A 24,428-nucleotide genomic window follows, 5' to 3' on the forward strand; every position below is an offset into this window, starting at 1 on the left:
CATGTCCAAGCCCGAGGCTGGCGCGTCACGGGCTCGCCCGGGCAATGAGGGGGAGTCCTGGTTTGCGGACCTGGGCATGCCCGCCGGTGTGGCGGGAGGGGATGACGAGCCCTCGCTGATGACGCCGGACTGGGCTGATAGCAACGAAGGCCCGGAAGACAGCACCTTTTTGTCGCGCCAAGCTCGGCGCTTGGTGCGTGCAGACGACTCCGCTCAGCGACGCGTCTATCGCACCTATCTGGCGGCACGGGCCGTGCTGGGGCTGGCCTTGTTTGTCACCCAGTTGGTGTTGATGTGGCTGTCCAGCCGGGAGCTGTCTTGGCTGCCCTTGGTCTCGGGTGCCTACGCGCTGCAGGCGGGCTTGACGTGGTGGCGCTGGGCGCTTTTGGGCGGTGGCCAGCATCGCTCGCTGCGCCGCCTGCACTGGTGGTCCACCATTGGCGTGGATGTGGTCGCCTTTGGTGTGTTGCATTCCTTGGACCCTGGCTCCAGCCTGAATCACGCGGCTTTGCTGGTGCTGCCGGTCTTGATGGCGGGCGTGCTCAGTCCTCGCTTACCCGCTTTGGCGACAGCGGCGGCGGTGGCCTTGATGCTGCTGGCTGCAGCGTGGCAGCGCGGCATGGCGGGTGGCGATCTGCTGTCCTTGCTGTCGCAGGCGGGCATGGCCGGCATCGGCATGTTTGTGATCGTGCTGGTGTCAGGCCAAATGGCCAGCCGCTTGGCGCGTGAAGAGCGCACCGCACGCGGCAGCTTGGAGCTGGCGCGCCAGCAAGCCGAGTTGAACCGTTTGGTGATTGACGAAATGAGTGACGGGGTGTTGGTGGTGGACCGCCAGTGCCGGGTGCGCTCGGCCAACCCTGCTGCACGCAAGCTGTTAGCCGAACAGGGGCAGTGCCCCGTGCCGCCGTTTTCCTTGCAGAGTGAAGACGGTTGGCGCAGCTTGGCCGAGGCGGTGAGCTCGGCCTACCGGGCCGGCCACTGGCCGCGTGACGGTGTCGACCTGGCGCTGTCCTATGCGGGTGCGTCACCGCATTCGGTGCGGGTGCGTGCCCGCTTTACTCGAGGCCAGCGAGGCACGGTGCTGGCCACCGAGGGCGGTGGTGAGGTCTTGGCCGTGTTGTTTGTGGAAAAGCTGCGGGATGTGCTGGCGCGGCAACGTCAGGAGCGCTTGGTGGCCATGGGGCGTATCTCAGCCGGCATTGCGCATGAGATCCGCAACCCCTTGGCGGCTGTGGCGCAGGCCAATGCGCTGCTGCGCGAGGACGCACTGCGGCCGGACCAAGAGCGCTTGCTGCGCATCGTGGCGGACAATGTGGAGCGGCTCAAGCGCATCGTGGATGACGTGATGGAGGCTGCTCCGGGCGGGCAAGCCCCCTCTAGAACGCTGGACCTGAACCAAGAGGTCAGCACCATTTGTGGAGAGTTCGCGCGAACGGTGGGCTTGGTGTTGGGGCACGAATGTCGACTGCGGGTTCAGATGCCCCTGGAGCCCGTGGGCGCCGTCTTTGACGGGGACCACCTGCGCCGCGTCTTGGTCAATTTGCTGGAGAACGCCCTTCGGCACTCGCGGGACATGGCCGGCTCGGTGCTGCTGTCCATTGAGATGCTGGATGGGCCTTATGTGCGCTTGTCGGTGGCCAGTGATGGCGACCCCATTGCGCCAGAGGTCGAGGCACACTTGTTCGAGCCTTTCCATTCCACGCGCAGCCGGGGTACGGGCCTGGGCCTCTATATTTGCCGCCAGTTGTGTGAGCGGCACGGTGCCAGCATCGACTACATGCGGCGGCCCGGCGCGCGCCACCCGAATGTGTTCCAGGTTGTGCTGCGGCGAGATTCCGTGGCCTCAGAGGGAAGACTCTACGTATGAACAGCGCAACATCTGGCACCGGCGTGCTGGTGGTGGACGACGAACCTGACTTGTTGACGCTCTACGAGCTGACGCTGCTGCGTGAAGGCCATGAGGTGGAGACCGCCTCCACGGTGGCCGAGGCCTGGGAAGCCTTGCAAGGCAAGGTCTACAAACTGGTCATCACCGACATGCGACTGCCCGATGGCACGGGCATGGATTTGCTCAAGCGCTTGGAAGCAGCCAGGCGCCCAGAGCGCACCATCGTCATCACCGCCTATGGCTCCACCGAGAACGCGGTGGAGGCTTTGAAGGTTGGGGCGTTCGACTACCTGACCAAGCCGGTCGATCTGAAGCAGTTTCGCACCGTGGTCTCTGGCGCCATGGGGCAGACGGCCACGCCGTTGCGCTCGGCGGTGGCTGGGCCGCTGGCGCCGCTGGCGCGTTTGGTGGGCCGCTCCAGCGCCATGCATAAGGTGCGGGAGCTGGTCGAGAAAGTGGCGCGCAGCATGGCCCCGGCGCTGGTGCATGGCGAGTCCGGCACGGGCAAAGAGTTGGTGGCCAGAGCCATTCACGATGCCAGCCCACGCGCGGGCCAGCCCTTTGTGGCCGTGAACTGCGGGGCCATTCCGGAAAACCTGTTGGAAGCCGAGTTCTTTGGCTATCGCAAAGGCTCGTTCACGGGTGCGAACGAAGACCGGGACGGTTTCTTCCAAGCTGCTCACGGCGGCACGCTGTTTTTGGATGAGATCGGTGACTTGCCCGGTGCAATGCAAAGCAAGCTGCTGCGTGTGATCCAAGAGCGAGCCGTGCGCCCGATTGGCGCCACGGCGGAAGCAGCGGTGAATGTGCGCATTGTCAGCGCCACCCACCGCGACTTGGCGCAGGAGGTGACGGCGGGACGCTTCCGCCAAGATTTGTTCTATCGCCTCAATGTCATCCGCATTGACGTGCCACCGCTGCGCGAGCGTCTGGATGACTTGGATGACATCACCGCTGCCTTGCTGGTGCGCATTGCCAAAGACGCTGGCTTGGTGCCGCCGCCCAGTCTCAGTGCGTCGGCGCGCAAGCGCTTGGCCGAGTATGACTTCCCGGGCAATGTGCGGGAGCTGGAGAACCTGCTGCACCGCGCGGTGGCGATGGCGGCCAGCGAGGTCATCAGCGCTGATGACCTGGGTCTGCCTGATGCGGCGTTTGGTGACACCGTGGCTGAAGCCGATGTGTTGGCCGCTGAGGCGGCCTTGGGGGGCAGCCTGGGTTCCAGCAAAGTGGTGTTGCCCGCCGAAGAAGAGGTGTTGCCCCATGACCTGGCCGCCCATTTGGATGAGTTGGAGCGGACCATCTTGCGGCGCGCCTTGGCGGCCCATGGCTTCAATCGCACGGCGGCAGGCGCTCGGCTGGGCTTGACGCTGCGACAGATGCGCTATCGCATGGCGCGCTTGGGCATCACCGAGGGCGGTGATGGTGGGGCGGACCTGACGGCACCTGAGTCGTGAGCGAGCCCATATGGCAGGCAGGTTGGTGGGCCAAGGCGCAGCGCTTGGATAGCCCCAACTTTGGCCCCCGGCCCGAGGGCGCAGAGGTCAGCCTGGCGATCATCCACTCCATCAGCTTGCCGCCGGGGGTATTTGGCGGTGGGGAAGTCGAAGCCTTGTTCACCAATCAACTCGATTGGGATGCCCACCCTTACTTCCAGGATATTCGGGGCTTGGAAGTCTCGGCGCACTTCTTCATCCGCCGTGATGGCGCATGTGTGCAGTTCGTGTCCACGCTCGACAGGGCGTGGCATGCGGGACGGTCCAGTTGGGCCGGGCGTGAGAACTGCAACGATTACTCGGTGGGCATTGAGCTTGAAGGCTTAGAAGGCGGGCACTTTGAGTCGGTGCAAATGCACAGCTTGGTGGCCCTGCTGCGCGATCTGGCGCTGCTCCACCCGCTTGATGCGGTGGTGGGCCATGAACATGTGGCCCCGGGTCGAAAGGCTGACCCCGGGCCGGGCTTTGACTGGGCTTGGCTTCGCCTCCAATTGGCGTGGCCTGAAGTGGCCATTGCGGCGGACAAGCCCGAAGAACGCTGAGCCCGCACAGCACGATCCTTGATTGGCAAGGCTTGGCGGGGCCAAAAGCCTGTCTGAGGCCCGTCATTTCAAGGCCTGTTGGGCGGCAGCAAGTCGGCATGGGCCTTGGCGGCAGTTGGGGCGTTTGAGGGGCGCGCTGAGGTGTGAGGTTTGCACTTGCAAATTGATGCGATCACGCTATCCGTAGTGCTTGAAACGCCCTTCGCCCCCAGATATAGTGTGCCCTCGTGCTAATCATTGAGTTGAAAAAGCCGTTCATGCACCCAGGTGTCTGAACCGCAGAACACCCACCAGACCAGTCAGAGCTGGCGGCATCGTGGGCGAACATCCCCCATGCCATGGAGGTTCGAGTTTCAACCAAGGACTCGCTCAACAACGCCAGGGAGGCGTGAACCATGCAAGAGGTTGCGGTGTCTGTTTGTCTTGAGCGCGAGGTTCGTCAGAAGTCCGTCACGACGGCTCCTGAGAACCGCTGAACTTTTATCTCTATCTATCCAACCGAGGAAATCCATGCAAGCTGTTGTGTCCAGCACGACTGACGCTTTGGCGTCCGCCCGTTCTGTCCCTTCATCCGCCGCCACCTCGGGCGCGGTCACGGCCTATCAGGGCTATCAAATCATCCGCCGCAATGGCGCTGTCGTCGCCTTTGCGCCCGACAAAATCGCTGTCGCATTGATGAAGGCCTTTTTGGCGGTTCATGGCACGCAAGGGGCCGCGTCGGCCAGCGTTCGTGAAACCGTCGATGCCCTGACTGAAACGGTCGTGCGCGCACTGATGCGGTCGCGTCCGGGCGGCGGCACCTTCCATATTGAAGACGTGCAAGACCAGGTCGAGTTGGGCCTGATGCGCGGTGGTCACCATGAAGTGGCGCGCGCCTATGTGTTGTACCGCGAGCGCCGCACCCAAGAGCGTGCGCGCCAAGCCACGGCGGCGCCGGCCGTGCCCTCCAATGCCTTGCATGTGCTGGACAAAGGTCAGCGCGTGGTGCTGGACGAGGCCCACCTCAAGAGCTTGATCGAGTCCGCTTGTGCCGGCTTGGGCGAAGACGTGAAGCCCGACCCCATCATTGCCGAGACCCTGCGCAATCTGTATGACGGCGTGCCCATTGATGAGGTCTACAAGGCCGCCATCTTGGCTGCCCGCACCTTGATCGAGCGCGACCCGGCTTATACCCGTGCCACCGCGCGCCTGCTGATGCACACCATCCGCCGCGAGATCTTGGGCGGTGAGGTGCTGCATGCCGAGATGCATGTCCGCTACGCCCAGTACTTCCCCCAGTTCATCCAAAAGGGTGTGGAGGCGGAACTGTTGGACGACAAGCTCTTGCAGTTTGACCTGGCCAAGTTGGGGGCTGCGCTGCAAGCTGACCGCGACCTGCAGTTCGACTACCTCGGCCTGCAGACCCTGTTTGATCGCTACTTCTTGCACATTGAAGAAACCCGCATCGAGATGCCTCAGGCTTTCTTCATGCGCGTGGCCATGGGCTTGGCGCTGAACGAGACCAACCGCGAAGCGCGTGCGATCGAGTTCTACAACGTGCTGTCGACCTTTGATTTCATGTCCAGCACGCCGACGCTGTTCAACAGCGGCACGCGCCGCTCGCAGCTCTCCAGCTGCTACCTGACCACCGTGGCGGACGATCTGGACGGCATTTACGAGGCGCTGAAAGAAAACGCGCTGCTGTCCAAGTTTGCCGGTGGCTTGGGCAATGACTGGACCAATGTCCGCGCCCTGGGCTCCTACATCAAGGGCACCAATGGCAAGAGCCAGGGTGTGGTGCCCTTCCTGAAGGTGGTCAACGACACGGCCGTGGCCGTGAATCAGGGCGGCAAGCGCAAGGGCGCGGTGTGCGCCTACCTGGAAAGCTGGCACCTGGACATTGAAGAATTCTTGGAGCTGCGCAAGAACACCGGCGATGACCGCCGCCGCACCCATGACATGAACACCGCGAACTGGATCCCGGATCTGTTCATGCGCCGTGTCATGGAAGGCGGAGACTGGACGCTGTTCTCGCCCTCGACCTGCCCTGATCTGCACGATCTGATCGGTGCCGAGTTCGAGCAGGCTTATTGCGCCTATGAGGCCAAGGCTGACCGTGGCGAGATCAAGCTGTTCAAGCGCATGCCCGCCAAGGACCTGTGGCGCAAGATGCTGTCCATGCTGTTCGAAACCGGCCACCCTTGGATCACCTTCAAGGACGCCTGCAATGTGCGCTCGCCCCAGCAGCACGTCGGTGTGGTGCACTCGTCCAACCTGTGCACCGAGATCACGCTCAACACCAATGACGAAGAAATCGCGGTGTGCAACCTGGGCTCGGTCAACCTGGCGCAGCACTTGAAGGACGGTGCGATCGACCATGAGAAGTTGAGCAAGACCATTGCCACGGCCATGCGCATGCTCGACAACGTCATCGATATCAACTACTACGCTGTCAAGAAGGCCAAGGACTCCAACCTCCGCCATCGGCCGGTGGGCTTGGGCATCATGGGCTTCCAGGATGCCCTCTATCAGTTGCGCCTGCCCTATGCCAGCGCTGAGGCTGTCGAGTTCGCCGACCGCTCGATGGAGGCGGTGTGCTACTACGCCTACCAGGCTTCCAGCCATCTGGCGGCCGAACGTGGCACCTACTCGACCTACGAGGGCTCGCTGTGGCACCGCGGCATCCTGCCGCAAGACTCGCTGGACCTGTTGGCCAAGGCGCGCGGCGGCTATCTGGAAGTGGACCGCAGCAGCACCCTGAACTGGGATGCACTGCGCCAGCAGATTGCCCAGCACGGCATGCGCAACAGCAACTGTGTCGCCATTGCCCCCACGGCCACCATCTCCAACATCATTGGGGTGGATGCGTCAATCGAGCCGGCCTTTGGCAACCTCTCCGTCAAGTCCAACCTGTCGGGCGAGTTCACCGTGGTCAACGAGTACCTGGTGCGCGACCTGAAGCGCTTGGGGCTGTGGGACAGCGTGATGGTGATGGACTTGAAGCACTACGATGGCTCGCTGCGTCGCATTGACCGTGTGCCCGAAGAGCTCAAGCGCCTCTACGCCACGGCGTTTGAAGTGGATGCTGTCTGGTTGGTCGAGGCTGCGTCGCGTCGCCAGAAGTGGATCGACCAAGCGCAATCGCTCAACATCTACATCTCTGGTGCCTCAGGCAAAAAGCTGGACGACACCTACAAGCTCGCATGGCTGCGTGGCCTGAAGACCACCTATTACCTGCGTACCATGGCTGCGACCCACGCCGAGAAGTCCACGATCTCCAATGGCTCCTTGAACGCGGTGTCTGCAGGTGGTGGTGTGAGTGGAGTCTCTGCCGAAGGTGCCGTGCCCGCAGCGGTGGTGGCCTCCGAGCCGACCCCCGCTACCGACATCAAGTTCTGCAGCATTGACAACCCGGACTGCGAGGCCTGCCAGTAAGCAGCTAACGCACAAATTGTGCGGATGATTTGATGATGCAGTGCTTGTGATGCTGATAAAGCGATGCAAGCCTGCAACATCGACATTGATTCAAAGTCAAGAAGTGCTTGGTGTTTCGACACAACACTCCGATAATTCACAGCCATAGGAAACACGCACATGCTGGTCTGGGAAGACGACACACGTACTCCGTCAACACCTGTTCATCGCAGCGCGCCAGAACCCGTCACCGGGTCCACCCTGAGCACGCGGCCAGCGGCACCGTCGGCGCCTGTTGCCGCCACTGCGACACCCGCTCTCCAATCCGTACCTGTAGCACCAGCGGCCATCGTGCCGGCTGCGCCTGTGGTTGCCGCACCAGCCGCCGCAGTGTCGGTGGTGGCCAGCAGTACGCGCCGCGTGAATGCCGCCGACAAGCGCATCATCAACGGCCAGACCGACGTCAACCAGTTGGTGCCGTTCAAGTACAAGTGGGCCTGGGAGAAATACCTGGCGACCTGTGCCAATCACTGGATGCCCCAAGAGGTGAACATGTCGCGTGACATCGCGACTTGGAAGGACCCCAACGGTTTGAGCGAAGACGAGCGCCGCATCATCAAGCGCAACCTCGGCTTCTTCGTGACGGCCGATTCGCTGGCGGCTAACAACATCGTGCTGGGCACCTATCGCCACATCACTGCCCCTGAGGCGCGCCAGTTCCTGCTGCGTCAAGCCTTTGAAGAGGCCATCCACACCCACGCCTACCAGTACATCGTCGAGTCGCTGGGCCTGGATGAGAGCGAGATCTTCAACGCTTACCATGAGGTGCAGTCCATCCGCGACAAGGACGAGTTCCTGATCCCGTTCATTGACGCGATCATGGATCCGCACTTCACCACGGGCACGCCCGAGACTGACCAGACCTTGTTGAAGTCGCTGATCGTCTTTGCGTGCCTGATGGAAGGTTTGTTCTTCTATGTAGGCTTTACGCAGATCCTGGCGCTGGGGCGCCAGAACAAGATGACGGGTGCGGCGGAGCAGTACCAGTACATCTTGCGCGACGAGTCCATGCACTGCAATTTCGGCATCGACCTGATCAATCAGATCAAGCTTGAGAACCCGCACCTGTGGACGGCCAGCTTCAAGGCCGAGATCAAGGCGCTGTTCGAGAAGGCGGTTGAGCTGGAGTATCGCTACGCTGAAGACACCATGCCGCGCGGCGTGTTGGGCCTGAACGCCTCCATGTTCAAGGGCTATCTGCGCTACATCGCCAATCGGCGTGCCACCCAAATTGGTTTGGAGCCGCTCTTCCCGAACGAGGAAAACCCGTTCCCATGGATGAGTGAAATGATTGACCTGAAGAAGGAACGTAACTTTTTTGAGACCCGCGTCATCGAGTACCAATCCGGTGGCGCTTTGAGCTGGGATTGATCCTGAGGGCAGCGCGCATCGGCGCGTTGTTCAACGGCGCAATGCCTTCAGCCTGATCAGGTTGAAGGCGGGCGGCCAACTCGCAGGCACGCGAGATGTCCTCCCTCTCAGTGTGAGAGATCAAGATCCTCGGCCCGAGTCGAGCGCTGGCAACAGAACCAGCGCCACGGGCCAGCCCCCATTCACCGCATCGGGGGCGCCCGAGTAGGAGTGAACCTGCCGGGAACACCCAGGTGCGGTGGATCGCCGGTCTGTATCGAGCAGGCTGGTGTGTTTCGTAACTTGATCAAGGAGTTTTGACATGGCAACTGCGAAGAAGGCCGCTCCGGCCAAGAAGGCTGCACCTGCAAAGAAGGCTGCCGCTGTGAAGAAGGCTGCACCTGCGAAGAAGGCTGCTCCTGCAAAGAAGGCTGCACCGGCTAAGAAGGCTGCGCCTGCGAAGAAGGCTGCACCGGCTAAGAAGGCTGCTCCTGCGAAGAAGGCTGCACCGGCTAAGAAGGCTGCACCGGCCAAGAAGGCTGCGCCTGCAAAGAAGGCGGCTCCGGCCAAGGCTGCTCCTAAGAAGGCTGCACCGGCCAAGAAGGCAGCTCCTGCCAAGGCTGCACCTAAGAAGGCTGCACCAGCCAAGAAGGCTGCGCCTGCAAAGGCTGCACCTAAGAAGGCTGCGCCTGCTAAGGTCGCTAAGGCGGCTCCTGCTAAGAAGGCCACCAAGGCCGCAGCACCTGCCAAGAAGGCTGCTGCTAAGAAGCCTGCCGCTTCCAAGCCTGCCCCTGCGCCTGCTGCATCGGCTGCCAAGACCGCATTGAGCCCGGCTGCTGCTTGGCCCTTCCCGACGGGCAACAAGCCCTAAGGCGCGCCAGCGCCCTTGAAATGCCCGGCTTCGGCCGGGCTTTTTTCTGCCCAGATCGTCTCCACGCCGTGAGCCCTTCTTTCCCATGCTTGCGAACCAGCGGCACGTTCTGCGTGCTCGACCTCAGCGCGGTCCCCGGCGCTAAGCGCACCGAGGTGGTGGGCTTGCACGACGGCGCCCTGCGCCTGCGCTTGGCTGCGCCACCGGTCGATGGCAAAGCGAATGACGAGATCGTGGCGTGGTTGGCCCAATCGCTGGGCTTGCCAAGGCGCGACGTGCAATTGCTGCGTGGCCTCACCAGCCGCCGCAAGCAAATTCAAATCGACGCGCCAGAGGCCGTGGTTGCGGCTTGGTTGGGCGGCTTGGGCCTGGCTTGAGCGAGTGGCTCAAGCCAAGCTGTTAAAGGCCCAGCGCGGCGCGATCCACATGGTGGTTTTGGCCGCCGCGACAGGCGATCTTCAGCGCGCCTAATTGGTTGCCCAGCGCCACGCAGCGCGCGAGGGGCCAGCCTTGCTCCAGCCCAAACAGCAAGGCGCCACGGAAGGCATCGCCACACCCGGTCGGGTCCAGCACTTCGGTGGCCGAAACGCCCGGCACATGCGTGCGCTGGCCTTGCTCCCACACATCACAGCCCTGTGCGCCCAAGGTCACCAGCACCCCTTTAAGGTGAGAGGTGGACAGCGCCTCGAGTGACAGGCCCGTGCGATCGCAAAGCATCTTGCCTTCGTAGTCATTGACGGCCACCCAAGTGGCCAGCGCGATGAACTGGCGCAACTCCTCGCCATTGAACATCGGCAGGCCTTGGCCTGGGTCAAAGACGAAAGGAATGCCGGCTGCCGAGAGGTCTTGGGCACGACGCAGCATGGCGTCGCGGCCATCGGGTCCGATCAAGGCCAGGCGAATGTCTGAGCGTGCAGGCAGATTGATCTCATGGGCATATTGCATGGCCCCCGGGTGAAAGGCCGTGATCTGATTGTTGTCTGCATCGGTGATGATCATGGCCTGTGCGGTGTAGCTGTCTGCCACTGTCAGCACCGCCCTTGTGTCGATGCCCAGACCCTGCATGCGGGCCAGATATTCCGCCCCATCATTGCCCAAGGCTGCGGCCACCACGGCTTGTCCGCCCAGGGCCTGCAAGGTGTAGGCGATGTTGCCGGCGCAGCCGCCCCATTCCCGGCGCAAGGTGGGCACCAGAAAAGAGACGTTCAGGATGTGAACTTGCTCAGGCAGGATCTGGTCCGCAAAGCGGCCGGGGAAACTGGTGATGGTGTCGAAAGCCAAAGAGCCGGAGACAAGACAGGCCATGATGTGTCGGCTACGCCGCTCGGTTAGGGGTAAAAAAGCTCTGTTGAAAAGCTGGCCACTTTCAGTGAGCCGACCTTGAGCAAGGTGTCTACATGCCAAACGCCATCGGCGTCGATGGCCGCAGGGACGGGCTTGAGATCCTCAGGCAAGATGACCTTGCGGACCAGCGTCTGGCCATTGCTATCGCTGAACAGCAACTCCAAAGCGGGGAGTCTCACCGCATGGTTAGCGGTGTTATGAAGATCTGCCGTAAAGCGCAAAGTCTCAGGGTAGGCGGTGCGTGTCAACTGGCTTTGGTCCAGCACGATGCGCTCCAAGGCGCGTGGCGGTGACACCTTGCACCCCAACACTTGGCACGAGGCCTGAAGGACGGGGGCTGTGATGGGCCATTTGGCCGACAGGTCGTCCCGCCAATGCAGCATCACTTGCAGCAGCAAGAGCAGGCTCAGCGCGGCCGAAGCGGCGCCCAAAACAGCGCGCACACCCGGGCGTTCCCAATGGGCAGCGCGCTCCACGCTGCGCATGAACTCCGGCTTGCGGCGACGTTTGCGTCGGCGACTGCGAGGATCACTCGGGTCCTTGAGGGTGCTGTTGCGTGGCTCTGCGCCGTCGGCCCGACTGCGCTCACGTCGCTTGCTGCGCCGCCGCTTGGGCAGGGCTTCTGCGGCTTCTTCCGCTTGCGGCGCGTTGGCGTCTTGCTCGGCGAACACCGAGGGGGCGGTGTCCACATAAGAAGACGCCTGCGGCGGCTCTGCAGGCGCAGGGGCGCGAGCATGGGGAGGCTCTTCGCTGGCCACCGCCAAGGCGGGTGGAGCCGGTGCCTCTTGCGGGATGCCCGCAAACTGCAAGGGCGGCGTTAGCGTGTCGGCCTCGTCCTCCACGGTAACTTCAGGGACGGGCAGGGGCTCATCGGTGGGAATGGGCCGTGCGCTCTCGAAATCCCAGGTGACCTCCGTCTGCGGCGGCGCGCCCGTGGTCAGCGCCACGTCTTGCGGTGCAGGCTCGGCCATGGCCGGCGCACTCACCGCGATGGAGGGCTCGGCCAGATCGACATCGGTGAAAGGGCTGGGCCGTTGCCGAAGCGGTGTCTCAGGCGGCTGCTCAGGCACCGGGGGGTGCAGATCAAACAAAGAGTGCAGCGCGTTGAAGACCTCCTGGCAGTGGCCGCAGCGGACCCAGCCTTCGGAAATTTTCAACTGGTCTTGGACGACCTTGAATGTGGTGCTGCAAGCAGGGCAGCGCGTGGCCAGACTCATGCGCTGAATGATGCCATGCCCAGATGGTGTCTCTGCGAGGGACGCCAGGCAAGGCGTAACAACGCCTTGCATCGGAAGACGGTGCGCATCAGGCGCGACGTTGGCCCGTCATCAGGATCCAACCGTCGTCGGTGTTGCTCACTTCCAGAGCGATCCACGGCGCATAAGCTTGCTGCAACTCGGCCGCCTGCCGCTCCAAAATGCCGGCCAGCACCAAGTGCCCGCCCTCCGCCACATGGCCGCAGAGCACTGGTGCCAGCAACTTCAAGGGGATGGCCAAGATGTTGGCCAGCACCAGGGGGTACTCGCCTTGTGCCAGGTCGGGCAGGCCGACGTTCAAGGTGACACCGTTGGCCTGGGCATTCAGCGCCGAGGACTCCACAGCGGCGGGGTCGATGTCCACGGCATCGATGTGCTGACCGCCATGCAAGCCCGCCCCAATGGCCAGAATGCCCGAACCGCAGCCGTAGTCCAGCACGCGATGCCAGCTTGACGACAGCGCAGGGGCTTGTTGGGCGATCCAGTTCAAGCACATGCGCGTGGTGGGGTGGGTGCCGGTGCCAAAGGCCAAGCCGGGGTCCAAGCGAATCACCGCGCGGGCCTCCTCGGGCACCTCATGCCAGGTGGGCACAATCCAAAACTCCGGCGTGATGGCCACCGGCGAGAACTGCGACTGCGTCAGGCGCACCCAGTCCTGTTCCACCACCGCACTGAGGGCTTGCACACCCAAGCCTTGGGCCCACTCTTGGGCCAGGAGCAAGGTCGCAGCCTCTTCAGCCTGCGCCTCGGTTTGGAACAGTGCTTTCAAGGTCGAGCGGTCCCAGCCTGCGCGCGGTGGCGGCATGCCGGGCTCCCCAAACAAGGCGTGCTCAGCCTCGGTGTCGGCATCGGCGTCTTCCACCGACACGGACAAAGCCTCCAATTCATTCATCAGGGCTTCAGAGACGGGCTCCACCAAACTTTGGGGCGCGGTCAACAGCAGTTCAAACATCGGCACAGGCGAGATCTCGGCTAAGGGCATGGGGCGACGCCACGACAGGCCCTTCGCCCGTGTGGGCCAAAGGCTTGTCGCGCGTGGCTTTCAGCGGCGGTGTTGGCTGAGCCAGCCTTCCAGGTAATGGATGCTGGTGCCGCCCAGCACAAACTTGGCATCGGCCATCAGCTCGCGGTGCAGCGGGATGTTGGTTTGAATGCCTTCCACCACCGTCTCCGACAGGGCGGTGCGCATACGGGCCAGGGCCTGCTCGCGGGTGTCGCCATGGCAGATGATCTTGCCGATCATGCTGTCGTAGTTCGGGGGCACGAAGTAGTTGGTGTAGGCGTGCGAGTCCACGCGCACCCCCGGGCCGCCGGGCGCGTGCCATGTGCTGATGCGGCCGGGCGAGGGCACGAACTTGTACGGGTCTTCGGCGTTGATGCGGCACTCGATGGCGTGCCCACGCATCTCGATTTGGCGTTGGCTGAAAGGCAGCTTCTCGCCGGCGGCTACGCGGATCTGCATCTGCACGATGTCGATGCCGGTCACCATCTCCGTCACGGGGTGTTCCACCTGCACGCGGGTGTTCATCTCGATGAAGTAGAACTCGCCGTTTTCAAAGAGGAACTCGAAGGTGCCTGCGCCGCGATAGCCGATCTTCTTGCAGGCCGCAGCGCAGCGGTCGCCAATCTTTTCGATCACGCGACGGGGAATGCCAGGCGCTGGCGCTTCCTCAATGATCTTTTGGTGGCGACGTTGCATGGAGCAGTCACGCTCGCCCAGCCAGACCGCATTGCGGTGCTCGTCGGCCAGGATCTGGATCTCCACATGGCGTGGGTTCTCCAGAAACTTTTCCATATAGACCTGCGGGTTGCCAAAGGCGGCGCCCGCTTCGGAGCGCGTCATCTGCACCGCATTGATCAGCGCCGCTTCCGTGTGCACCACGCGCATGCCGCGACCACCACCACCGCCGGCCGCCTTGATGATGACGGGATAGCCGATGCTGCGGGCGATCTTGATGATCTCCTTGGGGTCTTCGGGCAGGGCACCTTCAGAGCCTGGCACGCAAGGCACGCCGGACTTGATCATGGCTTGCTTGGCCGAGACCTTGTCGCCCATCAGTCGGATGGATTCCGGGGTGGGGCCAATGAAGACAAAGCCGCTTTGCTGCACCCGCTCGGCGAAGTCGGCGTTTTCCGACAAGAAACCATAGCCAGGGTGGATGGCTTCCGCATCCGTGACCTCAGCCGTGGCGATGATGGCCGGCATATTGAGGTAGCTTAAGCCCGACGGCGCTGGGCCAATGCAGACGGCCTCTTCGGCCAGCTTGACGTACTTGGCTTCGCGGTCGGCTTCAGAGTAGACCACCACCGCTTTGATGCCCATCTCTTTACAGGCACGCTGAATGCGCAGAGCGATCTCGCCTCGGTTCGCAATGAGAATTTTCTTGAACATAGTGCCTCGGCTCAATCGCAGCACGCTTCGCGCGCCGGGCCATTTGGTGTGACGCTCACATGCGCAGGCGCATATGAGTGCACCCCCGAGCCGGTGGCTCGAGCGCCTCGGTTCGCAATGAGAGTTTTCTTAAACATGGGCGTGGGCCGCTTATTCGATGATGAACAGCGGCTGTCCGAACTCCACCGCCTGACCGTTCTCGACCAGGATCTTGGTCACGGTGCCCGAGCAATCAGCCTCGATCTCATTCATGATCTTCATGGCTTCGATGATGCACAAGGCCTCGCCTTCCTTGACGGCGCTGCCCACGCTGACGAAGGGCTTCGCGCCTGGGGTGGCGGCGGTGTAGTAGGTGCCGACCATGGGCGACTTCACGACATGACCGGTGGGCTCGGCGGCCGGGGCGGGTGCCGCAGGGGCGGCCTCTGCCACAGGTGCTGCGGCAGCGACCGGAGCGGGCGCCAGGGCTGCTGGTGCGGCCATCAGCACGGGGGCGCCAGCCGACTTCACGATGCGAACCTTGCCTTCGTTCTCGGTGATCTCGAGCTCCGAGATATTGGATTCAGAGACCAGGTCGATGAGGGTCTTGAGCTTACGCAGATCCATGGCGTTGACTTCTCCAGGGTGAATAAAGCGGCACTCGCCAGCCTCTGCGGCATCCTTGGCAGCCCGATAGAGGCTGTTCAGGACGACATTCTGGTGCGGGTTGCGCCAGCGCAGGGGTGGTGGCTCAGGTGAGCCGGGCAAGCACGAGCTTTCAGTTAAGTTGCGATCAATCTTTCGCATTTTGCGCCTATCGGGCGGCAAATGCTATCTACTCTCCAGGTGCCCTGTGTGTGCTTGCGGCATTGTTGACCGAGCGCAAGAGAGAGAAATTGAAGTCAGTTCGAATTGAAAGGGGCGAACTTTACGCGTTTTGGAGGAAGATGACTACTTCCTTGCTGAAAAATGTGATGGGGCCTTGATTGCCGGCCTGACCGGTGCGGCCGCTTGGGGCGTGCGCGGCGTCAGGCTGTGGGCCGGGGTCGCCGCAAGCCGTCAGCGGATCGCAGCGGCCCATTGCGTCAATTCGGCGGCCGTGGTGGCGCCCATTTTTTGCTGCACGATCTGGCCGCGCGCGTCGAACAAAACCGAGAAGGGCAAGCCGCCACTGGGGTTGCCCAAAGCGCGCACCAAGCTCAGGCCATCCACGCCCACGATGCCGATCGGGAAGCTGACGGGCGTCTGGGTCAAGAACTGCTTGACGGCCTCTTGTTGATCAACGGCCAAGCCCAGGACCTGCCAGCCTTGGCCACTGTGGGCCTTGGCAAAGGCATCCAGTTCGGGCATTTCTTTGACGCACGGCGGGCACCAGGTGGCCCAGAAGTTGATCAGCAAAGGCCGCCCACGCAGGCTGACCAGGGGCATCTTGGCCCCGTTGGGCGTGAGCACTTCTTGTCGCCACACCAAGTCGGCAGCTTCGGGCGATGCGGCTTCCAACTGGTAGCGACGCCACGCCAGGCCGATGCCGCCCAAGAGGGCCAGCAGCCCCGCGCCCACCAGCACGCCTCGGCGAGCGGCAGGGGATTCAGGGGGAGAAGAGGTGTCGGTCATGGAGCGGTCTCCGGGTTGCTCAGCAGGCGGCGCAGGGCGGGCAAATCGCCTCGCCAACTGCGGCCACGGCTGTCGGGTTTCAAGGCGCCACGCAACTCGTCATGATCGTGGATGATGAAATGCAGGGTCACGGTGTCGTTCAGCGCGCGGCTGAACTCGGCCACGGTCAACACGCCCAAGCCATCGTCGGCCTCGCCGCCGTGGCTGTCGACATCGACGCCGGCATTGAGGAAGGCAATCTCGGCGGCCTTCGGATCGTCCACATACAGGTCAATGAGGACGGCCGACAGGCGGGTGGCGGTGCCCCGCCAAACGGCGCCGCCCAGATGCGGCCGGAACGCCTCCAGGCGTTCCATCCAAACGGCAGCCAGCTCGCGCAGGTGGTGCAACTCAGCGGGCTGGGTGTCGGCACAGAACAGACGCAGATAGTCCCAGACCTCGTCTTCGACGGCCTCGTTGCTGGGCAACTCAGCGCTGCGGCCTTGGCGGCGGCCCAGGTCGCGCGCGGCTTTGCGCTTGGCGGCCGCATAGTCCATGCCTTCTTCCACCACCAGTCGGGCGGCTTGGGCGGCGATCTCCAAGGAGGTTTGTTCACTCATGGCAGCTCCACCGATGACATGCGGGCCACGATGGTCGCAGTTCGGCCATTCATATAGGCAGAATAAGGTTGGCGCTGGCGCAACTTGGGGGCGGGGAGCATCACGGCCAGGCGGGCGGCTTGCTCGGCTGAGACCTTGGCTGCGGAGCTGCGGTAGTAGTGCTGGCTGGCCGCCTCCGCGCCAAAGATGCCGGCCCCGAACTCCACATGGTTCAAGTAGAGGGTCAGGATGCGCTGTTTGTCGAGCAGGCCCTCCAGCATAAAAGCCAGCAGCATCTCTTGGCCCTTGCGGGCCAAGGTGCGCTCACCCGACAAAAAGAGGTTTTTGGCCAACTGCTGGGTGATGGTGGAGCCCCCCACCACCTTGGCTTCAATCTTCTTGGCAGGTGCAGTGCCCCCTTTGGCAGCGGCTTGCGCTGCACGTTTGGCTTGCTGGGCTTGCAGGCGCTCAGCCCGGGCTTCCGCCTTCTCGTTGCGTGAAAGGGCTGCCTCGATCGCGTCCCACTCCACGCCGGGGTGGTCGACAAAACCAGCGTCTTCGCTGGCGATCACCGCGCGGCGCAGGTGTTTGGAGAGCTGATCTGCGGGCACCCATTCCTGGCTCCAACGGAACTCGTCCGCTTCGCCCAGCAGCCGCACCGCTTCGCTGCGCTGGAAACTGGTGGAGGCCGGGTCGATGACGGCCATGGCGGCGATGCGCAGCAAGAACCAGAGTTGCAAGCTCAGCGCACAGATCAAAACCAGGGCCAATAAGCGGCCCAGGTGTGCCCAGACGGGATGGGAAGTGCGCGCGCTGCTCATGGCTGCGGCGCAGGGGCGCTCACGGCAGCACGTAAATCGGCCAGGATCGGCGCCGTTTCGGGCCGCACGCCCCGCCATACCCAAAAGGCTTCAGCGGCCTGCTCCACCAGCATGCCCAGGCCGTCACGGGCCAGAGCGCCTTGTGCGCGTGCCCAATCCAAAAACGGCTGGGCGGCAGGGCCGTACATCATGTCCACGGCCAGGCTGCCCGGTGCCAGCACGCGGTCGGGGACGGGGATGGCGCCACCGCTCAAGCTGCTGGCGCTGCCGTTGATGACCACGTCATAGGCGTCTTCCACATCGCTCAAGCCACCCTGGCTCAGGCTCACGCCGTGCTCTTCGCCCCAAGCTTGGTGGCTGTGGATCAGCGCTTGCGCTTTGTCCGGGCTGCGGTTGACCACGCGCAGTGCCGCAGGCCGGGCGGCAATCAGCGGCCCCAGCACGCCCGCGGCCGCACCGCCGGCACCAATCAGCAAGACGCGTGCACCGGCCAACGGGCGCTGGCCGTGCACCTCGATGTCGCGCACCAAGCCCACGCCATCGGTGTTGTCCGCCCACCAGCCTTCCGCGTCAAAGCGCAAGGTGTTGGCCGCCTGCGCCAACTGCGCGCGCTCACTCTGGCGCGGGCACAAGGCAAAGGCCTCGAATTTGAAGGGCACGGTGATGTTGCAGCCTGCGCCGCCTTCGGCAGCGAAGCGCCTGACCGTGCCCACAAAGTCGTCCAGGGGGGCAAGCACGCGCTCATAGCTCAGGGTCTGCTGCGTGGCCCGGGCAAAGGCCGCATGAATCCAAGGCGAGCGGCTGTGCGCCACGGGGTTGCCGAGCACGGCATAGCGGTCCATCGTCTCAGTCTCTGGCGTGTTCACGGTGCGGGGCGGCCCGAGTTGCCCGCACTCAGCGAGGTCTCCAGGCCCTCATTGGCAGTGAAGCGGAAGCGCGAGGTCACCACAATCTCATCCGCCTGGCTGCGCATCGCGGGGCTGAAGGCGCCAAAGGGGCCTGCCGCGTGGACGATGGCCATGGCATGGCGATTGAGATGCTTGGACTTGGCCGGACGGATGATCTCGGCCTCAATGACATCGCCCGCCGCGTTGATGGTGATGTTCATCGTTAACTCACCATATAGCTTCTGGCCCTGATAGGTCGGGAAGTCGCGTGTGCCTCGGTCTTCGATCTTGCGCCGCAGATTGTCGTAATAGACGGCGTAGACCTCTTCACGGGTGGCGGGGCTGATGTAGCGCTTTTTGGGGCGCGCGTTTTCTTCATTGATGCGCTTTTCGATCTCGGCGAGCATGCGCAGCATCTGGCGGCGGCGCTCTTCGCGCTGGCTTTCTTCGGGCGTGGGCAGGGGCCGCATCGGGTCGGGTGGCGGCAGCAGGGCCACTTCGCGTCGGATCTGCGCCAGCAGTTGCTGCTGCACATCTTGCATCTGGTCGATCTGGCGCTGGTGCGCGTCTTCCGCCGCATCGCCAAACTGCTCAACCATGGACGGCGGCAAGGGCGAGGTGGCGCGGCCTTGCTCGGCCTCGCCTCCGCCGGCCAGCGTGGCTTGGGCAATCGCCTGCGCCTTGCTATTGAGCGCCTCTTCGCTGCGGGCATTGACCAGAATCACCTCCATGGGGGTGTCCTGGAAGATGCGATTGAAGCGCTCGGGGTCGACAAAGCGCACGGTCAATAGGGCGATGTGAACCAGCGCAGACAACACCACCGCCACGGACATGGGCGTCACGTTCGAGAAGGCAGCACGAAGACGAGACATGGTCGGTTGCGGCCTCTCAAGGGGTGTTGGCAGGCGGTGCGGCTTCGGCGTCGCCGGCGGGCTCGTCCACTGCAATGGCCAAGGCCAAGCCTTCGGGGGCGGCCTCGTCGTCGCCGTCGTCCTCACTGCCCTCTGGCGCGGAGGAGACCGTGTCCTCCAAGGCCGTGACCAAGCTGGCGTGGACCTCCAAGGTCAGCAAGTCCAAGCCCGTGATGCGCACCCGCACCCGCGTGCCACGCGGCAGGGGCTCGCAGCCCAGGGCTCTGAAGACCAGGGGCAGGGTGTCGGCCCGCACCAGGCCTTCTTTCATCACAGCCGCATCCAGCTCAGTCACCCCGTTTTGCTCCAGCCAGCGCATCGTCCAATAACGCTCAATGCCAGACTGGAAGCTGTTGTAGGCCGAGTAGGCTCCATCAAAGCCCGAGATGATGGAAAACAGCATCGCGTCCTTGGGCTTGAAGGGCGCGGCCAGCGCTGCTGTGTTGCCATGGCGGGCGCAGGCAATGATCTGCCATTGGTTGACCAAGTCCACATAGCGGCGCAGTGGCGAGGTGGCCCAGGTGTATTGCGACACACCCATGCCGGCATGGGGCGCGGGCTTCACGCCCATGCGCACCTTGACGCCTGGCGCCAGGCTGGCCTGGCTGCGGTAGATGCCGGGCACGCCCAACTCGCCCAGCCAACCGCCCCAGGTGCTGTTGGCCAGAATCATGGCTTCGGAGACGATTAAATCCAGCGGCGCACCACGGCGGCGCTCGCTGATGCGCACCGTTTCGTCGCCTTGGGGCTCGTCGGGGCTGCTGCCGTCGGCGCGTTCCAGCTTGAAGCTGTAGTCCGGCCGGTTGAACAACTCGGGCTTGCCGCGCACCACCTCGCGCGCCGCCTTCAGGTGCTTGGCCAGGCGGTGGCAAAACGCCAATTCGGTGGCGAAGGGATAGTCGGCCGGCGCCTCGCCACTCAGCGAGGCCTCGGTGACGAAGGCGTCCAGCTTGTCGTGGCGCAAGTTGGCAGCAATAGGCACCCGCTCCAGGCGGGTTTCACTGCCTTGGATGGCCAGCGTGGCTTCATCTAGGCGCACATACAGGCTGACGGCCGGGCAGTCGCGCCCCTCAATCAGGGTGTAGGCCTGCACCACGGCGTCGGGCAGCATGGTGATCTTGCCACCCGGCATATAGACGGTAGAGAGCCGCTCGCGCGCCACTTTGTCCAGCGGCGAGTCGGGCAGCAGGGCCAGGCCCGGCGCGGCGATGTGCACGCCAAACGTGATGGTGCCGCTGCCCAAACCAGTGACTGACAAAGCGTCGTCGATCTCGGTGGTCTGAGAGTCATCAATCGAGAAGGCTTGCACCGCAGCCAAGGGCAGCTCGTCGGTGATGGGCGGGGCTTCCCAGGCCGCAAAGCGATGGCCTTTGGGGAAGACTTCGAACAAAAAGCGCCGCCAGTGGAACTGGTAGGGGCTGGTGATGGCGCCGGCGTCTTTGAGCAGATCCAGCGGCGCGCGCTGGCTGCGGCGTGCGGCCTCCACCACGGCCTTGTACTCCGGCCCGTTTTTGTCGGGCTTGAACAAAATCTTGTAGAGCTGCTCGGTGACAGCCGCCGGGCAGCGGCCTTCCACCAGCTCTTGGGCCCAGGCTTCGATTTCCAGCGCCTGCTGCTTTTTGCGCTCAATGGCCAACAAAGCGGCCTTGACGATGTCTTCCGGCGCCTTTTTGAATTGGCCCTTGCCGGCACGGCGGAAGTAATGCGGCGCTTCAAACAAACGGAACAGTGCCGCGGCCTGCTGCTCGACCGAGGCTTGGGCTGAGAAGTACTCGCGCGCCAGGTCCGCAAAGCCGAACTCGCCCTCAGGGGCGAACTCCCACGCCAAGTCCAGGTCGATCTCGGGTGCCAGCGCTTGCGCAGCAGCGATCAGCGCCGCGGGTGCGGGCTTGTCAAAGCGCAGCAGCACATTCGCGGTTTTCACTTTGACGCGCTTGCCGGAATCCAGCTCGATTTGCATCGAGCTGTCGGCTTCGGACATCACACGGCCGGCCAGGAATTTGCCAGCGTCATCGTAGAGGGCATACATCACCGGCGGATTGTCGCCGATTGGTGTCCCTCATTCTCGAAACAGGGTGTGATGCATCACCGCTCAGGGCAGGGGGATGACACTGGCATTGAGCGAGCCAACGGTGCGGTCAAAGCGCCATTGTTTCTTGGTGGCCGACTCCACCAGCAAGGTGATGGTGCCACGGCAGGCTGGCCCGCTGTGGCTGAGGGTCACCTGACCTTGGGTATTGGTCTTGCCCGTCACGGTTTGGCTCAGGCCATAGCTGTCCAGATAGCGGCCTTTGACCGTGACTGCGGATTGAGGGTTGCCTGCTGCGTCGGTCACCGTCGCGACGGTCTGGACTTTTTGGCGTGCCTTTGGGGTGCAAGAGCCTGGCGCTGCGGGGTCACTGATGAAGGTGCCGCTGATGCTCAAGGGGCCGACTCGCAAGCAAGCGCCCGTGCAGGGACCGGTTTCGACCGCGCGGGCCAGCCGGGTCACTGTGCCCAGGGTGACGGCAACCACATGACGACCTTGGGCATCACGTCCTGCCGTGGAAACCAGACCCACCGAGGTGTAAGCCGTTGAGAGCCGCTCCTGCAGCGCCTGGGGTTGGCCGCTGGGGCCTTGTGCCAGGATGGCGCCACCCAGCCCCGTGCCCAAGACGGTGGCATCGGCTTCCAGGCTGCTGACGCCCACATTGCGCAGGGGCAATGCTCCCCCCAGCGCTTGCCATTGCTGGCTGGCGTCCAGCCAGCGGTGCATGCCGCCCAGATTGCTGGACGATGAGGTGGTCAAGAGCACGCCTGCCAAGTCGCCACTGTCATTGATGCGTAGCGACTGCCCCGTGGGGGCGCGGTAGCCGGTGGGTGGCACGGGCAAGCTGGTGACCGTGCTGGGGTCGCCCAAGCGGTAGCGATGGGCATCGGCCACCACCCAGCCTTGCGGGCTGATACGCCAGGGACGGCTGGCGGGATAGCCTTGGGTGCTCAAGTCCGTCATGCCGCTGGCCGCGGTCCACACAAAAGGCTTGGTGCTGACCATGGGCGTCAGCGCATAGCCGATCACGCGCTCTTGCTGGTCGACCGCTGTCGCAGCAGACTGGGCCAAGCCCAGTTGCCCCAATTCTTGAATGCCGTAGCTGGTGCCATTGAACTGCCAGACCACCGCTTTGGCGGTGGAGCCATAGTCGGTCAGCGAGCCCACCGCCATGCCGCTGGGCGAGAGTGCAGCCGGTGCTGCAGAAAGCCCCACTTGAGTCGGCAAGCGCAAGGCCTGTCCATCCCGCCACACGGCAGGCAAGGTCTGAGGTGCGCACAGCGTGGGGTTGCCGCAGGGCCAGCTTTGCTGATAGCCCAGGATGTGCCCTTGCGCATTCACGGTGATGGGGCTGGCATTGGCATCGACCAAATCCAGCACCAGGGTTTGGGCGCTCGCAGCAACCGCGGCACAGCACAGGCCCAAGCCCAAGGTCAGTTTCGTCAGTGTGGGGCGGGATGGGTTGCGCATGAGGCCTCCTTAAATGTGCAAATTGCACTGAGGCATCATGCCCTAGCCGGTAATGCTGATCCAGCCCCGACCTAGGGGGACGTGTGTCAAACCGTCAGACCGCCAGACACCTCGATCACCGCGCCGTTCACATAGCTGGCTTCGTCGCTGGCGAGGAAGGCATACACGTTGGCGATCTCCTCGGGCTGGCCCAAGCGGCGCAGGGGCACCTCGGCGCACATTTCTTGCAGCACTTTGTCGGGGATGGTCGAGAGGATGGGGGTTTCGACAAAACCCGGCGCCACGGCGTTGACCCGCACGCCTTTGGGGCCTAACTCGCGGCTCCAAGTTTTGGTGAAGCCGATGACGCCGAACTTGGCCGCGGCATAGTTGGTTTGGCCAAAGTTGCCGTAAATCCCCACCACGCTGGAGGCGTTCAAGATCACGCCGCTGCCTTGCAGCACCATGGTGTCCGCCACAGCCTGGGCGCAATGGAACACGCCGCGCAAATTGACGTCGATGACGGCATCAAACTGCTCCAGCGTCATCTTTTGCAAGCGGGCGTCGCGCGTGATGCCGGCGTTATTGACCAGCACATCAATGCGGCCGTGCTGGGCCTTGACGGCCGCCACCATGGCGTCCACTTGATCGCGCTGGGTCACATCGACGGTGTGGCCTTGGGCTTGGGCGCCCAGGGCGCGGCATTGGTCTACGGCAGCAGCCACGGCCTCGGCTTGGCGGTCGCAGACGATGACCACGGCACCCTCGCGGGCAAACTTCAAGGCGGTAGCTAGGCCAATGCCTTGGGCGGCGCCGGTGACGATGGCAATCTTGTGGGCGAGTCTCATGCGGTCAGATCCAGAAAGTTCATGACAAAAGGCAGGTGATCTTCAAAGTCGGAGAGGGCGTGGTCGCCGCCCTCGAGCAAGCGCAGGTGGGCGCCTTGATAGCGCGCGCTCATTTCACGCCAATCCAGCAGTTCATCACCCTTGGCGATGACGGCGGCATAGCGCCCGGGCTCGGCCAGCGCGGCGGGCTGCAGCGCGGTCAACTCGTCGACATGCTGCGGCAAGAAATCAAAGGCCGTGGCGGGGTCGTGCCAATGGGTGTGGTGGCCGATGTGCTGGGCCAAGTCGCGCTCAGGGTGGATGGCCGGGTTCAGCACCACGGCCCGGCAACCGCGCTCTTCGGCCAGCACCGTGGCATAAAAACCGCCCAGCGAGCTGCCCATGACGGCCATGCTGCCGGTCGGCCAGGCCGCTACACCGCGGCGAATCAACTGCATGGCCTCTGCCGGAGAGGGCGGCAGCTGAGGCAGCCACAAGGTCAACGCCGGGTGGTGTTGCGCCAGCCATCGCGCCACGATTTGGGCTTTGGCTGAGCGGGGCGAGGAGCGAAAGCCGTGCAGGTACAACAGATGGGTCAGTGCCATGCACTCAGTTTAAGGGAGGGATTCCGGATTGACGCCAGGCGAGGCCTGACGCACAGTCGAGGCAGCGCGCAGTCCCCCCGGAGACTTCGCCCAGTGGCGCTCATCCAGCGCCCTGTCTGGTTTGAACCCGCCACGGATC

At 63.6% G+C, this 24,428-nt stretch carries 21 protein-coding genes; 7 read left to right on the top strand and 14 right to left on the bottom strand.

Going from position 1 to position 24,428, the window contains the following annotated elements; all coding sequences use genetic code 11:
• The first annotated feature begins 1 nt into the window (after window position 1).
• From KAK11_RS09210 to KAK11_RS09240, 7 genes are all read left to right on the top strand, one after another.
• A complete protein-coding gene (locus KAK11_RS09210; protein WP_210808517.1) occupies window positions 2–1,867 on the top strand; it encodes a sensor histidine kinase in 1,866 nt (621 codons plus the stop codon).
• Window positions 1,864–3,342, top strand: a complete 1,479-nt coding sequence (locus KAK11_RS09215; RefSeq protein WP_210808519.1) for a sigma-54-dependent transcriptional regulator — start codon at window positions 1,864–1,866, stop codon at window positions 3,340–3,342. Before KAK11_RS09210 ends, KAK11_RS09215 begins: the two co-directional genes overlap by 4 nt.
• Window positions 3,339–3,923 carry a 1,6-anhydro-N-acetylmuramyl-L-alanine amidase AmpD gene (ampD, locus tag KAK11_RS09220; protein ID WP_210808521.1) on the top strand — a complete coding sequence of 195 codons (585 nt, stop codon included), beginning with the start codon at window positions 3,339–3,341 and terminating at the stop codon, window positions 3,921–3,923. Before KAK11_RS09215 ends, ampD begins: the two co-directional genes overlap by 4 nt.
• Window positions 3,924–4,433: 510 nt before the next feature.
• Window positions 4,434–7,337, top strand: coding sequence for a ribonucleoside-diphosphate reductase subunit alpha (locus KAK11_RS09225; RefSeq protein ID WP_210808523.1), 2,904 nt, complete (start codon window positions 4,434–4,436; stop codon window positions 7,335–7,337).
• 159 nt (window positions 7,338–7,496) lie between these two features.
• Window positions 7,497–8,747 (top strand): ribonucleotide-diphosphate reductase subunit beta, encoded by a 1,251-nt coding sequence (locus KAK11_RS09230; RefSeq protein ID WP_210808525.1) that lies wholly within the window; start codon window positions 7,497–7,499, stop codon window positions 8,745–8,747.
• Window positions 8,748–9,048: 301 nt separating this feature from the next.
• The gene (locus KAK11_RS09235; protein ID WP_210808527.1) at window positions 9,049–9,597 is read left to right on the top strand and encodes a hypothetical protein; all 549 of its coding nucleotides are present in this window, start codon (window positions 9,049–9,051) and stop codon (window positions 9,595–9,597) included.
• A 68-nt stretch (window positions 9,598–9,665) separates the two neighbouring features.
• Complete coding sequence (locus KAK11_RS09240) at window positions 9,666–9,974, top strand: DUF167 domain-containing protein (protein ID WP_310737775.1); 309 nt, start codon at window positions 9,666–9,668, stop codon at window positions 9,972–9,974.
• 22 nt (window positions 9,975–9,996) lie between these two features.
• Here the strand turns inward: KAK11_RS09240 and KAK11_RS09245 are convergent, their stop codons facing one another.
• From KAK11_RS09245 to KAK11_RS09310, 14 genes are all read right to left on the bottom strand, one after another.
• Window positions 9,997–10,902 (bottom strand): carbohydrate kinase family protein, encoded by a 906-nt coding sequence (locus KAK11_RS09245; RefSeq protein ID WP_210808531.1) that lies wholly within the window; start codon window positions 10,900–10,902, stop codon window positions 9,997–9,999.
• 23 nt (window positions 10,903–10,925) lie between these two features.
• Window positions 10,926–12,158 (bottom strand): zinc-ribbon and DUF3426 domain-containing protein, encoded by a 1,233-nt coding sequence (locus KAK11_RS09250; RefSeq protein ID WP_210808979.1) that lies wholly within the window; start codon window positions 12,156–12,158, stop codon window positions 10,926–10,928.
• A gap of 88 nt (window positions 12,159–12,246) precedes the next feature.
• Complete coding sequence (prmA, locus tag KAK11_RS09255) at window positions 12,247–13,149, bottom strand: 50S ribosomal protein L11 methyltransferase (RefSeq protein ID WP_210808980.1); 903 nt, start codon at window positions 13,147–13,149, stop codon at window positions 12,247–12,249.
• A 90-nt stretch (window positions 13,150–13,239) separates the two neighbouring features.
• Window positions 13,240–14,589 (bottom strand): acetyl-CoA carboxylase biotin carboxylase subunit, encoded by a 1,350-nt coding sequence (gene accC / locus KAK11_RS09260; protein WP_210808533.1) that lies wholly within the window; start codon window positions 14,587–14,589, stop codon window positions 13,240–13,242.
• Window positions 14,590–14,739: 150 nt separating this feature from the next.
• Complete coding sequence (gene accB, locus KAK11_RS09265) at window positions 14,740–15,195, bottom strand: acetyl-CoA carboxylase biotin carboxyl carrier protein (protein WP_210808982.1); 456 nt, start codon at window positions 15,193–15,195, stop codon at window positions 14,740–14,742.
• 432 nt (window positions 15,196–15,627) lie between these two features.
• On the bottom strand, window positions 15,628–16,182 hold the full coding sequence (locus KAK11_RS09270; protein ID WP_210808535.1) for a TlpA family protein disulfide reductase: 555 nt from the start codon (window positions 16,180–16,182) through the stop codon (window positions 15,628–15,630).
• Window positions 16,179–16,781, bottom strand: a complete 603-nt coding sequence (locus tag KAK11_RS09275; protein WP_210808537.1) for a hypothetical protein — start codon at window positions 16,779–16,781, stop codon at window positions 16,179–16,181. The genes KAK11_RS09270 and KAK11_RS09275 overlap by 4 nt, the downstream gene beginning before the upstream one ends.
• Window positions 16,778–17,581, bottom strand: a complete 804-nt coding sequence (locus tag KAK11_RS09280) for a transglycosylase domain-containing protein (RefSeq protein WP_210808539.1) — start codon at window positions 17,579–17,581, stop codon at window positions 16,778–16,780. The genes KAK11_RS09275 and KAK11_RS09280 overlap by 4 nt, the downstream gene beginning before the upstream one ends.
• On the bottom strand, window positions 17,578–18,423 hold the full coding sequence (aroE, locus tag KAK11_RS09285; RefSeq protein ID WP_210808541.1) for a shikimate dehydrogenase: 846 nt from the start codon (window positions 18,421–18,423) through the stop codon (window positions 17,578–17,580). The genes KAK11_RS09280 and aroE overlap by 4 nt, the downstream gene beginning before the upstream one ends.
• Window positions 18,424–18,443: 20 nt before the next feature.
• Window positions 18,444–19,340, bottom strand: a complete 897-nt coding sequence (locus KAK11_RS09290; protein ID WP_210808543.1) for an energy transducer TonB family protein — start codon at window positions 19,338–19,340, stop codon at window positions 18,444–18,446.
• Window positions 19,341–19,356: 16 nt separating this feature from the next.
• The gene (locus KAK11_RS09295; RefSeq protein WP_210808545.1) at window positions 19,357–21,408 is read right to left on the bottom strand and encodes a ribonuclease catalytic domain-containing protein; all 2,052 of its coding nucleotides are present in this window, start codon (window positions 21,406–21,408) and stop codon (window positions 19,357–19,359) included.
• 63 nt (window positions 21,409–21,471) lie between these two features.
• A complete protein-coding gene (locus KAK11_RS09300) occupies window positions 21,472–22,878 on the bottom strand; it encodes a hypothetical protein (protein WP_210808547.1) in 1,407 nt (468 codons plus the stop codon).
• Window positions 22,879–22,964: 86 nt separating this feature from the next.
• A complete protein-coding gene (gene fabG, locus KAK11_RS09305; protein ID WP_210808549.1) occupies window positions 22,965–23,705 on the bottom strand; it encodes a 3-oxoacyl-ACP reductase FabG in 741 nt (246 codons plus the stop codon).
• The gene (locus KAK11_RS09310; protein WP_210808551.1) at window positions 23,702–24,289 is read right to left on the bottom strand and encodes a YqiA/YcfP family alpha/beta fold hydrolase; all 588 of its coding nucleotides are present in this window, start codon (window positions 24,287–24,289) and stop codon (window positions 23,702–23,704) included. Before KAK11_RS09310 ends, fabG begins: the two co-directional genes overlap by 4 nt.
• Between the last annotated feature and the right edge of the window lie 139 nt (window positions 24,290–24,428).

Source organism: Ideonella paludis (genome assembly GCF_018069865.1).
GTDB classification, from domain to species: Bacteria; Pseudomonadota; Gammaproteobacteria; order Burkholderiales; family Burkholderiaceae_C; genus Ideonella; species Ideonella paludis.